General features: G+C 70.4%; 13 protein-coding genes. 12 read left to right on the forward strand and 1 reads right to left on the reverse strand.

The features are described from left to right. Positions 1 to 47: 47 nt before the first annotated feature. From MYL53_RS01330 to murB, 10 genes are read left to right on the forward strand one after another with little or no spacing between them, the layout of a single operon-like run. Entirely contained in the window at positions 48 to 1889 is a 1842-nt protein-coding gene (locus tag MYL53_RS01330) for a ComEC/Rec2 family competence protein (protein WP_247851557.1), read from the forward strand. Between the two features lie 10 nt (positions 1890 to 1899). Further along, positions 1900 to 2331, forward strand: coding sequence for a ComEC/Rec2 family competence protein (locus tag MYL53_RS01335; RefSeq protein ID WP_247851558.1), 432 nt, complete (start codon positions 1900 to 1902; stop codon positions 2329 to 2331). Positions 2332 to 2335: 4 nt separating this feature from the next. Continuing rightward, on the forward strand, positions 2336 to 3034 hold the full coding sequence (locus MYL53_RS01340; protein ID WP_247851559.1) for a MotA/TolQ/ExbB proton channel family protein: 699 nt from the start codon (positions 2336 to 2338) through the stop codon (positions 3032 to 3034). Then, positions 3031 to 3453, forward strand: coding sequence for an ExbD/TolR family protein (locus MYL53_RS01345; protein ID WP_247851560.1), 423 nt, complete (start codon positions 3031 to 3033; stop codon positions 3451 to 3453). The genes MYL53_RS01340 and MYL53_RS01345 overlap by 4 nt, the downstream gene beginning before the upstream one ends. Continuing rightward, positions 3450 to 5195, forward strand: coding sequence for a lipid A export permease/ATP-binding protein MsbA (gene msbA, locus MYL53_RS01350; protein WP_247851561.1), 1746 nt, complete (start codon positions 3450 to 3452; stop codon positions 5193 to 5195). Before MYL53_RS01345 ends, msbA begins: the two co-directional genes overlap by 4 nt. Then, positions 5192 to 6190: a tetraacyldisaccharide 4'-kinase gene (gene lpxK, locus MYL53_RS01355; protein ID WP_247851562.1), complete on the forward strand. Its 999-nt coding sequence runs from the start codon at positions 5192 to 5194 to the stop codon at positions 6188 to 6190. Before msbA ends, lpxK begins: the two co-directional genes overlap by 4 nt. Positions 6191 to 6246: 56 nt before the next feature. After that, positions 6247 to 6450, forward strand: coding sequence for a Trm112 family protein (locus MYL53_RS01360; protein ID WP_247851563.1), 204 nt, complete (start codon positions 6247 to 6249; stop codon positions 6448 to 6450). Positions 6451 to 6459: 9 nt separating this feature from the next. Continuing rightward, positions 6460 to 7248: a 3-deoxy-manno-octulosonate cytidylyltransferase gene (gene kdsB, locus MYL53_RS01365; RefSeq protein WP_247851564.1), complete on the forward strand. Its 789-nt coding sequence runs from the start codon at positions 6460 to 6462 to the stop codon at positions 7246 to 7248. After that, entirely contained in the window at positions 7248 to 7724 is a 477-nt protein-coding gene (locus tag MYL53_RS01370) for a low molecular weight protein-tyrosine-phosphatase (protein ID WP_247851565.1), read from the forward strand. The genes kdsB and MYL53_RS01370 overlap by 1 nt, the downstream gene beginning before the upstream one ends. Beyond that, a complete protein-coding gene (murB, locus tag MYL53_RS01375; protein WP_247851566.1) occupies positions 7721 to 8737 on the forward strand; it encodes a UDP-N-acetylmuramate dehydrogenase in 1017 nt (338 codons plus the stop codon). The genes MYL53_RS01370 and murB overlap by 4 nt, the downstream gene beginning before the upstream one ends. A 92-nt stretch (positions 8738 to 8829) precedes the next feature. Here the strand turns inward: murB and rne are convergent, their stop codons facing one another. Next, a complete protein-coding gene (gene rne / locus MYL53_RS01380; protein WP_247851567.1) occupies positions 8830 to 12045 on the reverse strand; it encodes a ribonuclease E in 3216 nt (1071 codons plus the stop codon). Between the two features lie 568 nt (positions 12046 to 12613). Here rne and MYL53_RS01385 point away from each other — a divergent pair. Both MYL53_RS01385 and MYL53_RS01390 read left to right on the forward strand, forming a co-directional pair. Further along, positions 12614 to 13561: an RluA family pseudouridine synthase gene (locus MYL53_RS01385; RefSeq protein WP_247851568.1), complete on the forward strand. Its 948-nt coding sequence runs from the start codon at positions 12614 to 12616 to the stop codon at positions 13559 to 13561. 12 nt (positions 13562 to 13573) lie between these two features. Continuing rightward, the gene (locus MYL53_RS01390) at positions 13574 to 14224 is read left to right on the forward strand and encodes an HAD family hydrolase (RefSeq protein WP_247851569.1); all 651 of its coding nucleotides are present in this window, start codon (positions 13574 to 13576) and stop codon (positions 14222 to 14224) included. Positions 14225 to 14228: the final 4 nt, after the last annotated feature.

Here is a 14228-nt window from a genome sequence, read left to right on the forward strand (position 1 = left end):
TCGTCGTTGCTCGCCGCTCGGCGGGCGATTCGATCAGGGATGACGTCATGGCAACAGGACTGGCCCTGCCGCTCGCGCTGGCGGCCCTGGTCGGGGCCTTGATCGGCGCGTCGGAAGGCGCTCTCGCCACTGCCTGGCCTCAGCTGCTGGGGTTGGCGCTGCTGATGGCGCTGGCGGCCGCGCGCTGGCGGCTCGTGCTGCTGACGGCCGTAATCGCGCTGGTCGCCGCTCAGCTTTGGGCGATGCGCGACGGTGAGCTGCCCGACGGCCTCAGCCGCCGTGACCTGGTGGTGGAAGGGCGGCTGACGGCCGTTTCACGCGAAGCTGGCCTGGCGCGCCTGGCCCTGTCGGTGGACGATTGCCATCCGCGAGCGGACGACCTGCCCCGCTGCGATGGCCTGGCCAGGATTCGTCTGAGCGCCTATGAAGCCCCGCCCATGGGAGCCGGGGAGCGCTGGCGCTTGAGCGTGCGTCTGCGTCCGCCGGCCGGCTTCGCCAATCCCGGGGCCTTCGACTATCGCGCCTGGCTGTGGCGCGAGGGCATCCAGGCCACCGGCTACGTGCGTCAGTCGCCGCCGCCGGTACGCCTCGAGGCGGCCGGTGGCTCGGTCCGTCGATGGGCGCTGGCCCGACTCGACGAGCGTGATCTGCCCCCGCGTACGACGCGCTGGCTGGCGGCGCTGACCCTGGGCGCCGGTGAACGGCTGAGCGACGACGACTGGGAATTGCTCAATGCCAGCGGCACCACCCACCTGATGGTCATCTCCGGGCTCCACGTCGGCCTGGTGGCCGGCGTCGTGCTGTGGCTGGCGCGCGGGTTGGCCCGACTCGCCTCGCCGGGAGGCTGGCGCATGGCCATCTGGCCCTGGTGGGCCGCCGGCACGGCGGCGGTGGCCTATGCCGGGCTGGCCGGCCTCGAGCCGCCGGCGATGCGGGCGATGATCATGGTGCTGGTGGGGCTGTGGGTGGCCAGCGGACGCCATTCGCCGGGGCCTTGGCAAGCCTGGTGGCTGGCCCTGGCGCTGGTGGTGATGCTCGACCCGCTGGCGGTCTGGCGTCCCGGCAGCTGGCTCTCCTTCGGCGCCGTGGCGCTGTTGATCCTGATCTGGCAGGGCAGGCCCCGGCCGCAAGGATGGCGCGGCTGGCTGTGGGCGCTCCTGCGCAGCCAGCTGCTGCTGGCCCCGGTGATGGCTGGCGCGGTGCTGCTGGCCTTCGATCGTCTCGCGCCGGCGGCGCCGCTGGTCAATCTGGTGGCCGTGCCGCTGGTGGGCAGCGTGATGGTGCCGCTGGGGCTGGCGGGCTGGGCATTGGCCTGGGCGCCGCCGCTGGCCGGCGCCGTCTGGGGGCCGTTCGGCATGCTCGTCGAGGGCGTGGCCGCCGGGCTGGCGCTGGCGGTGCGGCTCGCGCCGCTGTGGCAGCCCTCGACGGTCGTGGCCGAGGCACTGGGCACGGCGCTGATCCTGATCGGCCTGCTGTGGGCGCTGCCGGGCCTGGCCGGTCGGCTGCGCCTGGCCGGCACGGCGCTGCTGGCGCTGGGCGCCTGGTGGGCGTCTCCCGTACTGCCGGTGCCCGGCGAGCTGCGCGTGCGCGTCCACGACGTGGGGCAGGGCCAGCTGGTGGCGCTGCGCACCACTCACTACCGGGCGCTGATCGATACCGGCCCGCGGTTTGCCTCCGGTTTCATGCCGTTGGCCACGCTGTGGCCGGATGGGCAGCGCTTCGACGACGTCATCGTCAGCCACGGCGACCGCGATCATGCCGGCGGCCTCGCGGCGCTGATCGAGGACCATGCGGTCGGGCGCTATCTGGCACCGCCGGGCAGCGTGCTGCCGGTGGCGGCAGAGCCCTGCGTGGCCGCCCGTCGATGTCGAGGGTCTGTCCGACAATGACCGCTCCTGCGTGCTGCTGATCACCGCGGGCGAGCAGCGTCTGCTGATCACCGGCGATGCCGGCGTGCGGGTGGAGCATGAACTCGCGGCGCGCATCGGCGGTCCCATCGACGCGCTGGTGGCGGGGCATCACGGCAGCGCGACCAGCTCCAGCCCCGGTTTCTTGGCCGCCGTCCGACCCCGGCAGGCGATCTTCAGTGCGGGGCGGGACAGCCGCTTCGGCCATCCGGCGGCGGTCGTGGTGCGGCGCTTCCGGCGCCTGGGCAGTTGCCTATGGAACACGGCCGAAGACGGTGCCGTGACCCTGTGGCTGGGCGGTCGCGACCGGGTCGAGTCCGCGCGCCCGACGGCCTGGCGGCGCGGCGGTGTCGGAGGCGGGTGCCTTGCGTTAGAATCGCCTGCATCGATGCCGGCGGCGCCGGTGACGTCGCAAGGGAGGTGACCCCATGACCATGATGGAGGCCCTGATTGCCGGGGGCTGGCTGATGCTGCCGCTGCTCGGCTGTTCGCTGGTGGCGGTGGTGATCGTCGTCGAGCGCCTGTGGGCGCTGCGCGCGTCGCGCATCGCCCCGACGGGGCTCGGCGAGGAGGTCTGCTCGCTGGTGGCGCGTGGCCAGGTCAACCTTTACTGGCTGGAGAGCCATTCCCCGCTGGGCGGGGTGCTGGCGGCGGGGCTGCGCAACGCCCGGCTCGGCCATGAGCAGGTGCGGGCGCGCCTGCAGGAGGCCGCCACCGCGGTAGTGCATGACATGGAGCGCTTCCTAAGCCCGCTCGGCACCATCGCCTCGATCACGCCGCTGATCGGCCTGCTGGGCACCGTGGTCGGCATGATCGAGGTGTTTGCGGTGATCGTCTCGAGCGACGGCGGCGAGCGTACCGCGGATCTGGCCGGCGGCATCTCCCAGGCGCTGGTGACCACCGCCGCGGGCCTGACCGTGGCGATTCCCGCGCTGATGTTCCACCGCTATTTCCAGCGGCGGGTCGAGGACATCACGGTGCGGATCGAGGAGCAGGCCGGCCAGGTGGTGGAGTTCCTGGCCCATCATGACGGCGAGCTGACCCTGGCCGAACGCCACGAGCCGACGTCGGACGCGGCGCACCGCGAGGGTGACGAGCGCTTGCCGGCGGGAGGAGGGCGCCCATGAGGGTGCCGCGCCGGCGACGCGAGGCGGTGGAGGTCAACCTGACCCCGCTGATCGACGTGGTCTTCCTGCTGCTGATCTTCTTCATGGTCTCGACCACCTTCGAGACCCGACAGGCGCTGGAACTGGTGCTGCCCGAGAGCGTGACCGGCGTCGCTGCGGAGACATCGCCGGTCACCGTGGTGGTCACGCCCGAAGGCGAATATCGCCTGGACGGGCAACGCCTGTCGGCCAGCGAGCTGGCGTCGGCGCTGGCCGCGGCCGCGCCCCAGGCCCGCGAGCACGGCCTGGTGGTCGAGGCCGATGGCCGCGCCGCCCACGCCGACGTGGTGAGGGTGCTCGACCGCGCCGGCGTACTGAACATTCGGCGGGTGCGCATCGCCACCGCCGAAGCGACACACTCTGAAGCGGAGACACCGTGAGCGAACACTCGGGCTGGACCCTCTACAAGCGTCTGCTGGGCTATGTGAAGCCCCACTGGAAGGCCTTCGCCCTGGCCATCATCGGCTATGCCATCTACGCGGCGTCCAGCACGGCGCTGGCCGAGATGATGAAGCGGCTGATCGACGGCATCCAGAACCCGGATGCCGCCTTTCGCCTGATGCTGCCGCTGTTCGTGGTGGGCATGTTTGCGACCCGCGGGCTGGGTACCTTCCTCGGCACCTATTTCATGAGCAACGTGGCGCGCAACCTGGTTCACGCGCTGCGCTGCGACGTCTTCAACCACATGCTGCACCTGCCGGGGCGCTTCTTCGACGAGCATTCCTCGGGGCATCTGATCTCGCGGGTCACCTATCACGTCGAGCAGGTCACCGGCGCCGGCACCAAGGCGGTCACCATCCTGCTGCGCGAGGGGCTGTTCGTGATCGGTCTGGTGCTCTACCTGCTGTGGACCAGCTGGACGCTGACGCTGCTGTTCCTGGCCGTGACGCCGCTGATCGGCGGCGTGGTCAGCTACGCCAGCAAGCGCTTCCGGCTGATCTCGCGGCGCATCCAGCGCTCCATGGGCGACGTCACTCACGTGGCCTCCGAGGCGCTGTCCGGCTATCGGGTGGTGCGCACCCACGGCGCCGAGGCCTACGAGAAGGCCCGCTTCGCCGAGGCCAGCGAGGTCAACCGCCGCCAGAGCATGAAGGAGGCCCTGACCAAGGCCACCAGCACCCCGGTGATCCAGCTGCTGGTGGCGCTGGCGCTGGCGGCCCTGGTGTGGCTCGCCATGTCGCCGGCGATGCTGGACAACATGACGCCCGGCGAATTCGTCGCCTTCATCACCGCGGCGTCGCTGATGGCCAAGCCGGTGCGCCAGATCACCGAGATCAACGCCACCGTGCAGAAGGGCATCGCCGCCGCCGGCGAGCTGTTCGGGCTGCTGGACGTGCCGCCCGAGGACGACAGCGGCACCCGCGAACCGGGACGGCTCGACGGTCACGTGACCCTCGAAGGCGTGCGTTTTGCCTACGGTCCCGACCAGCCCGAGGTGCTCAAGGGCATCGATCTGGACGTGGCACCCGGCGAGATGATCGCCATCGTCGGCCGCTCGGGCAGCGGCAAGTCGACCCTGATGGGGTTGATGCCGCGCTTCTACCGGCCCACCGCGGGGCGGATCTGCCTCGACGGTGTGCCGCTCGAGGAATTCAAGCTGCTGCCCCTGCGGCGCAGCATCGCCCTGGTCTCCCAGCAGGTGACGCTGTTCAACGCGACCATCGCCGACAACATCGCCTACGGCATCGACGACCCCGATCCGCAGGCGGTCGAGGCCGCGGCGCGGGCCGCTCATGCCCACGAGTTCATCGAGCGTCTGCCCCAGGGTTACGCCACCGTGGTGGGCGAGAACGGGGTGATGCTCTCCGGCGGCCAGCGCCAGCGCCTGGCCATCGCCCGGGCGATCTTCAAGGATGCCCCGCTGCTGATCCTCGATGAGGCGACCTCGGCGCTGGACACCGAGTCCGAGCGCTATATCCAGGCGGCGCTCGAAGAGGTGTGCCGCGATCGCACCACCTTCGTCATCGCCCACCGCCTGTCCACCATCGAGCGCGCCGACCGCATCCTGGTGATGGAAGGCGGCGAGATCGTCGAGCAGGGCAGTCACGCCGAGCTGCTGGCGCGGGACGGGGCCTACGCGGCCCTGCATCGCCTGCAGTTCCAGGACGCCGAGACGGCATGAGCGGCGGCTTCGGCGAGCGCTGGCTCGAAGCCGCCTACGCCGGTGCGCCCTGGCTGTGGCCGCTGCGGCCGCTCGAGGCGCTCTATCGTCGTGCGATCGCGCGCCGCGCGCGGGCCTACGCGGAAGGACGGCGCCGGCCCTGGCGCGCCTCGGTGCCGGTGATCGTGGTCGGCAACATCACCCTCGGCGGCACCGGCAAGTCGCCGCTGGTGGCCTGGCTGGCGCGCCACCTCTCGGAGGCTGGCTGGCGGCCCGGCATCCTCTCGCGCGGCTACGGCGGCCGCGCCGATCGCTATCCGCTGCGGGTCGAGGCCGATACCCCGGCCTCGGCCTGCGGCGACGAGCCACGCATGCTGGCCGACCAGACCGGCGTGCCGGTAGTGGTGGACCCGAAGCGTCCGCGGGGCGCCCGCCGGCTGCAGGACGAGGGCTGCGATATCCTGCTCGCCGACGATGGCCTGCAGCATCTGCCGCTGGGGCGCGACCTGGAGCTGGTGGTGGTGGACGGCCGTCGCGGGCTCGGCAACCGGCGCTGCCTGCCGGCCGGGCCGCTGCGGGAGCCCGCCGAGCGGCTCGAGAGCGTGGATGCGGTGGTGGTCAATGGCTCGGCGCGCGAGGGCGTGCTCGACGACCGCTATCGCATGACCCTGGCGCCGGTGGGCTGGCGCCCGCTGGCAGGCGGCGAGCGGCGGCCGCTGACGCCGCTACCCTTCGCCGAACCGGTGCATGCCCTGGCCGGCATCGGTCGCCCGGCGCGTTTCTTCGAGACTCTCGAAAGCCTGGGCATCGCCCACTGGACCCACCCCTTCGCCGATCACCACCGCTTCACCGCCGAGGATCTGACCTTTGCGGACGGGCGCCCGCTGGTGATGACCGCCAAGGACGCGGTGAAGTGCCGTGACCTGCCGGCGGACGACGCCTGGGTGCTGGAGGTGGAAGCGGTGCCCGACCCCGATTTCGTCGCCTGGCTGGATGCGCGCCTGGCGACCCTGTGAATTCCGTGCGGCCGCCGTTCGTGCGGCCGTCGATAACGACCCTGGAGGCGTGAGAGATGGACAAGCAACTGCTGGCGATGCTGGTCTGCCCGCTGTGCAAGGGCAAGCTGGCCTACGACCGCGACGCGGCCGAGCTGGTGTGCCGCTATGACGGCCTGGCCTATCCCGTGCGCGACGGCATCCCGGTGATGCTGCCCGATGAAGCGCGCGCCATCGACGTGGACGAGAAGCTGCCGCCGTCGACCGGCGCCGAGGGCTGAGGAGGCAAGATGCAGGACTTCATCGCCGTGATCCCGGCGCGTTTCGCGTCGACCCGTCTGCCGGGCAAGCCGCTGCTCGACATCGCCGGCGAGCCGATGGTGGCCCACGTCTGGCGCCGCGCCGCGGCCAGCGCCGCCGGCCGGGTGGTGGTCGCCACCGACGATGCGCGCATCCGTGACGCCATGACGCCGCTGGGCGCCGAGGTGGTGATGACCCGCGACGATCATCCCTCCGGCACCGATCGGCTGGCCGAGGTGGCCGATACGCTGGGCCTCACCGATGATGCCGTGCTGGTCAACGTCCAGGGCGACGAGCCGCTGCTGCCGGCGACCCTGATCGACCAGGTGGCGGCGCGCCTGATGGATGATCCCGGCGCTTCGATCGCCACGCTGGCCGAGCCGATCGGCGACGTCGAGACGCTGTTCAACCCCAACGTGGTCAAGGTGGTGCGTGCGCTCTCCGGGCGGGCACTCTACTTCTCCCGCGCGCCAATCCCCTGGGACCGCGAGGCCTTCGCCGCGCGGCCCGAACTGCTCGAGACCGACGCCTGGCTGCGCCATATCGGCCTCTATGCCTACCGGGCGAGCTTCCTCGACGAGTATCGCCACTGGGCGCCGTCGCCGCTGGAACAGCTCGAACAGCTCGAGCAGCTGCGTGCGCTGCACCACGGCCATGCCATCCAGGTTGCCCTGTCCCGCGAGCCGCATCCGGCGGGCGTGGACACCGCCGAGGATCTCGCCCGGGTGCGCCAGATCCTTGGGCAGGAGCAAGGCCACGACGACAAGGGAGAGCGCTGATGAGAGTGCTGTTCGTCTGCCTGGGCAATATCTGCCGTTCGCCCACCGCGGAGGGCATGTTCCGCCGACATCTCGACCAGGCCGGTCTCGCCGGTCGGGTCGAGGTCGACTCCTGTGGCATCGGTCCCTGGCACGTGGGCAAGTCGCCCGACGCGCGCGCCCAGGCCGCGGCCGCCTCGCGCGGGCTCGATCTCTCCGGCCTGCGGGCCCGGCAGCTCGACGACGGCGATTTCGAGCGCTTCGACTACCTGCTGGCCATGGACCACGACAACCTGGCGGCGCTGGAGGCGCGTCGGCCGGCCGACAGTGCCGCTCACGTCGGGCTGTTCCTGGCCTTCGCCGGACTGCCCGACCGCGCCGTGCCCGACCCCTACTACGGCGGTGACGACGGCTTCGAGGAGGTGCTGGACCTGGTCGAGGCGGCGTCGCGCGGCCTCGTCGAGCACGTGAGGCGGCGCCTGGAGGAGGGCGCTTGAGCCTGGCCATCCTCGCCGACCACGATCTGACCGCGGCCAATACCCTGGGACTGGCCTGTCGCGGGGAACGCGTCGCCGCCCCGGCGACGGCCGCCGAGCTCACCGAGGCGCTGTCGCTGGCCCGGGAAGCCGGCTGGCCGACCCTGGTGCTGGGCGGCGGCAGCAACCTGATCCTGCCCGCCCGGCTGCCGGGGCTGGTCATCCGTCCGGCCATGCGTGACTGGTGGCTGGAGGAGGGCGACGGCGGCAGCGTGCGGGTGCATGCCGAGGCCGGCGTGATCTGGCACGAGCTGGTCATGGCCCTGGCCGCCCGTGGCCTCTGGGGGGTCGAGAACCTGGCGCTGATTCCCGGCCACTGCGGCGCGGCGCCGATCCAGAACATCGGCGCCTACGGCGTCGAGCTTGCCGAGCGCCTCGAGGCCGTGCACCTGGTGCATCTCGACGATGGCCGCGAGTCGGTGCTGACGCCCGACGAGTGTGCCTTCGGCTATCGCGACAGCGTGTTCAAGCACGCCCTGGCGGGGCGGGTGGTCATCACCCGGCTGGTGCTGCGCGTCTCGCGCAAGGCCGAGCCGCGCCTGGGCTACGGTGACCTGGCCAGCCGCGTGGGCCCGGCGTCCACGCCGCTCGAGGTGGCCGAAGCCGTGTGCGCGGTGCGGCGCGAGAAGCTGCCGGATCCGGCGCGGCTCGGCAATGCCGGCAGCTTCTTCAAGAACCCGGTGGTGTCGGCGGAGCGCGCGGCGTCGCTGCGCGAGGCGCACCACGACATGCCGAGCTTCCCGCTGGAGGACGGCCGGACCAAGCTGGCTGCCGGTTGGCTGATCGATCGCTGCGGCCTCAAGGGCTGGCGCGATGGTCCCTTCGGCGTCCACGACCGACAGGCCCTGGTGCTGGTGCATCACGGCGGCGGCGACGCGGCGGGGCTGCTGGCCTTCGCCGCGCGGGTCGCCGAGACGGTCGAGCGGCGCTTCGGCGTGACGCTGGAGCGCGAGCCGCGCCTGGCAACAGAGTAGGGACATCGGCGCTTCGGGTGCCTTCATTGGACGCCAAAGAAAACGCCCGTGGCCAATGGCCACGGGCGTTTTGTCTGGAGGCGGCTTGAGGATCAGCCCTGCTGGCTGTCCTGGCGCTTGGCCTCCTGCTCACGACGGCGGATTTCCCGCGGGTCGTTGTGGGCGCGGCGGCGACGACGCGGCGTCTCGGCCCTGGGCGCCTCGGCTTCAGCTTGTGCCTTGGGCGCTTCGGCCTTGGGCTCATCAGCTTTGGCCTCTGCCTTGGGCTGTTCGGCCTTGGCCTCTGCCTTCGGCTCCTCGGCTTTAGCATCAGCCTTGGGCTGCTCGGCCTTGGCCTCTGCCTTCGGCTCCTCGGCTTTAGCATCAGCCTTGGGCTGCTCGGCCTTGGCCTCTGCCTTCGGCTCCTCGGCTTTAGCATCAGCCTTGGGCTGCTCGGCCTTGGCTTCGGCCTTCTGGGCTTCCGGCTTGGCGTCAGCCTTGGGCTGTTCGGCCTTGGCCTTGGCCTCTGCCTTCGGCTCCTCGGCTTTAGCCTCAGCCTTGGGCTGCTCGGCCTTGGCTTCGGCCTTCTGGGCTTCCGGCTTGGCGTCAGCCTTGGGCTGTTCGGCCTTGGCCTCTGCCTTCGGCTCCTCGGCTTTAGCATCAGCCTTGGGCTGCTCGGCCTTGGCCTCGGCCTTCTGGGCTTCCGGCTTGGCGTCAGCCTTGGGCTGTTCGGCCTTGGCCTCTGCCTTCGGTTCCTCGGCTTTAGCGTCAGCTTTGGGCTGCTCGGCCTTGGCTTCGGCCTTCTGGGCTTCCGGCTTGGCGTTAGTCTTGGGCTGTTCGGCCTTGGTGTCTGCCTTCGGCTCCTCGGCTTTAGCCTCTTCCGGCTGTGCTTCGGCCTTGGCGGCTTCGGACTGCAGGCGCTGCTGCTCCGCCACGGACTCGGGGTTCAGGGCGTGCTGGCGGCGGCGCTGGCGCGGATTGTTGCGGGTGCGCTTGGGCTTGTCGCTCGCCTCGGCCTTGGCCGGCGCCTCGTCCTTGGCGGGAGCCGCTTGAACATCGCCCTTGGGTTGCTGAGGCTTGGCGTCCTGGGACTTGCCGCCTTGCGGCTTGTCGGACTGAGGCTTGGCCTCCTGGGGCTTGCGACCGCCCTGGTCCTTGCGCTCCTGGCCCTTGCCTTCCTGGGGCTTGCGATCCTCGGTCTGCTGGCGATTGTCGTCCTGGCGCTGGCTGCGACCGCGGCCGCCGCGGTTCTGGCCGCCGCTCTTCTCGCCTTTCTCTTGCCGTTCGGTACGGGGCTTGTCCTCGCCCTGACGCTGCGGCTTGGCGCTGCGTGACTCGTCGCGATTGTCACCGCGCTCCTGACGCTGACCGCCGCGGCGATTATTGCGCTGGCGACCGTTGCCGCCGCCGGAGCGATTATCGCTGGAGCGACCGCCTTCGCGGCGCTGTTGGCTGCGATCGTCGGAGCGGGCGGTGCCTGCCTGGCGCGGGGCCTGCTGGCCACTGCGCTCGGTTGGGCGCGATTGCGGGCCGGACGGAGCGGTCTCTTCGCCGCTCAGCAGGCGCGAGAAGCCCTTGACCAGGCGGCTCAGCACCCCGTCGCGGGCCGCCGGAACGGTCGTCGGTTTCGCCGCAGCGGCCGGCCGGGGCGCGGGCTTCTGCGCTGCCTTTTCAGCCGGCTTGGCCGGGGCGGCGGGTTCTTCCATCAGCGAGGCGGGGGCCGGCTCGTGATGTACCACTGTCTTGACCGCGGCCTCGTCGCGCTTGACCGGCTTGCCGAAGGCGGCCTCGGGCTCCTTGCCGACCTCGGTCTCAACGGGCAGCTCATGGCTGGGCGCGTGGGTGGTGCCTTCCTCGTCGACGTGGTCGTCGCGCAGGCGCTGGACGTCGTAGTGCGGAGTGTCCATGTCCGGATTGGGCAGCAGCACCACGCGCACGCCCTGGCGACGCTCGATGTCGGCCAGTACGGCGCGCTTCTCGTTGAGCAGGTAGGTGGCGACCGGGACGGGCAGGATGGCGCGGATCTGGGCGCTGCGCTCCTTCATCGCCTCTTCCTCGATCAGGCGCATGATCGACAGCGAGATGGAGCGCACGTCGCGGATGGTGCCCTGGCCATCACAGCGCGGGCAGACCACGCCGCTGGTCTCGCCCAGCGACGGGCGCAGGCGCTGGCGGGACATCTCCATCAGGCCGAAGCGGGAGATGCGGCCGATCTGCACCCGGGCGCGGTCGATCTTCAGGGCGTCGCGCACCCGATTCTCGACCTCGCGCTGGTTGCGCGCCGGCGACATGTCGATGAAGTCGATGACCACCAGACCGCCGATGTCGCGCAGGCGCAGCTGGCGGGCGATCTCGTCGGCGGCCTCGAGGTTGGTCTGCAGCGCCGTCTCCTCGATGTCGCTGCCGCGGGTGGCGCGCGCCGAGTTGATGTCGATGGAGACCAGCGCCTCGGTGTGGTCGATGACGATCGAGCCGCCGGAGGGCAGCTTGACCTCACGCTCGTAGGCGGTCTCGATCTGGGACTCGATCTGGAAGCGCGAGAACAGCGGCACCTCGTCGGCGTAGCGCTTGATCTTCTGCTGGTAGGAGGGCATCACCTGGCGGATGAAGCCCAGCGCCTCCTGGTGCACCTGTTCGCTGTCGATCAGCACCTCGCCGATGTCCTGGCGCAGGTAGTCGCGCATGGCGCGGATGATGACGTTGGACTCGCGGTAGATCAGGAAGGGCGCGGCGCGCTTGCCGGCTTCCTCGGTGATCGACTCCCAGACCTGGGTCAGGTAGTCGAGGTCCCACTGCAGCTCCTCGGGATTGCGACCGATGCCGGCGGTGCGCACGATCAGGCCCATCTTGTCGGGCACGGTCAGCTGGCTCATGGCCTCCTTGAGCTGAGCGCGCTCCTCGCCCTCGATGCGCCGCGAGATGCCGCCGGCGCGAGGATTGTTGGGCATCAGCACCAGGAAGCGGCCGGCCAGGCTGATGAAGGTGGTCAGGGCCGCGCCCTTGTTGCCACGCTCCTCCTTGTCGACCTGGACGATGACTTCCTGGCCTTCCTTGAGGACTTCCTTGATGCTGGGGCGCCCGGAGGGTTCCTTGAGGAAGTACTCGCGGGAGACTTCCTTCAGCGGCAGGAAGCCGTGACGCTCGGCGCCAAAATCGACGAAGGCCGCTTCGAGGGAGGGTTCCACGCGGGTGATCTTGCCGCGATAGATGTTGGCTTTCTTCTGTTCCCGGGCACCGGATTCGATGTCCAGGTCGTACAGGCGTTGTCCATCGACCAGAGCGACGCGCAGCTCTTCGGGCTGGGTCGCGTTGATGAGCATCCGTTTCATGTCGTCTCGCAAAATGGACGCGCCGGTGGGCGCCCATGGGCAATGACGAAGGCGAACCGCTGGGTGCTGCGTGCTTGTGCTCAGCGCATGTCGCGGAAGCGGAGCTGCGCCCGGCCGTGTCGGGGCCTGATGGTGGTGGCGGGCCGGCACGGCAAGATCATGTTGAGTACGGGGCGGAGGCAGGACGTGCTCTCGGTGGGTCTTAGTCGTTGCCCATCCGGTCCTGCGGTCACCGCCAACACCTGGCATTCATCGATTCGCCAACGCCGGCCTCCGGCACGATGTTGTACGTATCCCGTGATAGCCGCTCGCGGTTGGGTGCGAGGCGGGGCGGGCGTGGCGTTGTATCGCTTTACTGTCGGCGGCGGGACCTCGTGTGGGAGCGTCGTCGCGGCCTGATTTCGTCGTTCCGGCCTGCGTGTCTGTCGTGCAGGCGCCAAGCGGACGGTTCTGTCCATTGGAACGCCTCGGCAATATAACAGTAAAGGGGGTGCCCAGCAATTGGCGGCAGGACGCCGCACAGTGCGATAGAATGCGGCTTTTACGACGTTGGCAAGTGGAGAGCGGGATGACCGACGGCCGCGAGGTGCAATGGGTGGAAGTGACCGAGGGCCAGGTGGGTCAACGGGTCGACAACTTCCTGATCACGCGCATCAAGGGAGCGCCCAGGGCGCTCATTTACCGCATCGTGCGCAAGGGCGAGGTGCGGGTCAACAAGAAGCGCGTCAAGGCCGATACCCGGTTGGCGCTGGGTGACGTGGTGCGCATTCCGCCGCTCAAGCTCGCCCCGCGCGAGGCGGTGCGCGAGGTCAGCGACAACCTGCGCAATCTGCTGGCCGGCAGCGTGCTGCTGGAAGGGCGCGACTGGATGGTGCTCAACAAGCCGTCGGGGCTCGCCGTGCACGGCGGCAGCGGCGTCAAGATCGGCCTGATCGAGGCCCTGCGTCAGGTGCGCGAGGACCTGGACTTCCTCGAGCTGGTGCATCGGCTCGACCGAGACACCTCGGGCTGCCTGCTGCTGGCCAAGTCGCGTCCGGCGCTGTTGAGCCTCAACGAGTCGCTCAAGCGCCACGAGATGAGTAAACAGTACCTGGCGTTGGTGGCCGGCCGCTGGCCGGCGCGACGCGACTTCGTCAGCGCCCGGCTGGATCGCTTCGACGCCGGCAACGGCGAGCGGCGGGTGCGGGTCGACAGCGCCGGCAAGGTGGCGCGTACCCGCTTCGCGGTGCGCGAGACCTTCGCGCGGGCGACCCTGGTCGAGGCCGAGCCGATCACCGGTCGCACTCATCAGATTCGCGTGCACGCGGCCCATGCGGGGCATCCGCTGCTCGGCGACGACAAGTACGGCACCCGCGAGGGCGGGCGCATCGCCACTCAGCTGGGGCTGTCGCGGCTGTTCCTGCATGCGGCGTCGCTGACCTTTCCCGAGCCGACGAGCGGCAAGCCGGTGAAGATCCGCGCGCCGCTCGGCGAGACCCTCGACGGCGTGCTGGAAAGTGCCCGCAACGCCCGCTGACCCGGAGGCTGCATGCGTTATCGACTGATGATCTTCGACTGGGACGGCACCCTGATGGATTCGCTGGCGCGCATCGTCGCCTGCATGCAGGCCGCCGGGCGCGATATCGGCTGGGGCGAGCTGTCCGAGGAGGCGGTGCGCGACATCATCGGCCTGGGGCTGCCCGAAGCCATCGCCAAGCTGTGCCCGGGCATCGACCCCGAGCGCGCCGAGGCGCTGCGGCAGCGTTACGCCTATCATTTCGTGGAAGGCGACGTCACGCCGATGCCGTTCTACCCGGGCGTGGCCGAGGGGCTGGCCCGTCTGCGCGCTGCAGACGGCAGTCGCCTGGCGGTGGCCACCGGCAAGAGCCGTCGCGGGCTCGACCGCATCTTTCGCGAAGCCGAGTGCGGGCACTGGTTCCACGCCAGCCGCACCGCCGACGAGACGCTCTCCAAGCCGCATCCGCGGATGCTCGAGGAGCTGCTCGATGAGCTCGGGGTGCCGGTCGAGGAGGCGGTGATGATCGGCGATACCGAGTACGACCTGGAGATGGCCCGGGCGCTGGGCATGGACCGGATCGCCGTGACCTATGGCGTGCACGCGCCCGAACGTCTGGCCCTGAGCCGCCCGGTGTTCACCGCCGATGCCTTTCCCGAGCTGATCGACTGGCTGCACGACTGACCGC

This window comes from Halomonas getboli (assembly GCF_023094245.1).
In the GTDB taxonomy this organism is placed as follows: domain Bacteria; phylum Pseudomonadota; class Gammaproteobacteria; order Pseudomonadales; family Halomonadaceae; genus Halomonas; species Halomonas getboli.

Coding starts and splice junctions, on each gene's coding strand:
- MYL53_RS01340 (WP_247851559.1), top strand. CDS start 2,336: ATGACCATGATGGAGGCCCTGATTGCCGGGGGCTGGCTGATGCTGCCG.
- MYL53_RS01345 (WP_247851560.1), top strand. CDS start 3,031: ATGAGGGTGCCGCGCCGGCGACGCGAGGCGGTGGAGGTCAACCTGACC.
- MYL53_RS01360 (WP_247851563.1), top strand. CDS start 6,247: ATGGACAAGCAACTGCTGGCGATGCTGGTCTGCCCGCTGTGCAAGGGC.
- MYL53_RS01385 (WP_247851568.1), top strand. CDS start 12,614: ATGACCGACGGCCGCGAGGTGCAATGGGTGGAAGTGACCGAGGGCCAG.
- MYL53_RS01390 (WP_247851569.1), top strand. CDS start 13,574: ATGCGTTATCGACTGATGATCTTCGACTGGGACGGCACCCTGATGGAT.
- MYL53_RS01370 (WP_247851565.1), top strand. CDS start 7,248: ATGAGAGTGCTGTTCGTCTGCCTGGGCAATATCTGCCGTTCGCCCACC.
- rne (WP_247851567.1), bottom strand. CDS start 12,045: ATGAAACGGATGCTCATCAACGCGACCCAGCCCGAAGAGCTGCGCGTC.
- lpxK (WP_247851562.1), top strand. CDS start 5,192: ATGAGCGGCGGCTTCGGCGAGCGCTGGCTCGAAGCCGCCTACGCCGGT.
- MYL53_RS01330 (WP_247851557.1), top strand. CDS start 48: ATGGCAACAGGACTGGCCCTGCCGCTCGCGCTGGCGGCCCTGGTCGGG.
- kdsB (WP_247851564.1), top strand. CDS start 6,460: ATGCAGGACTTCATCGCCGTGATCCCGGCGCGTTTCGCGTCGACCCGT.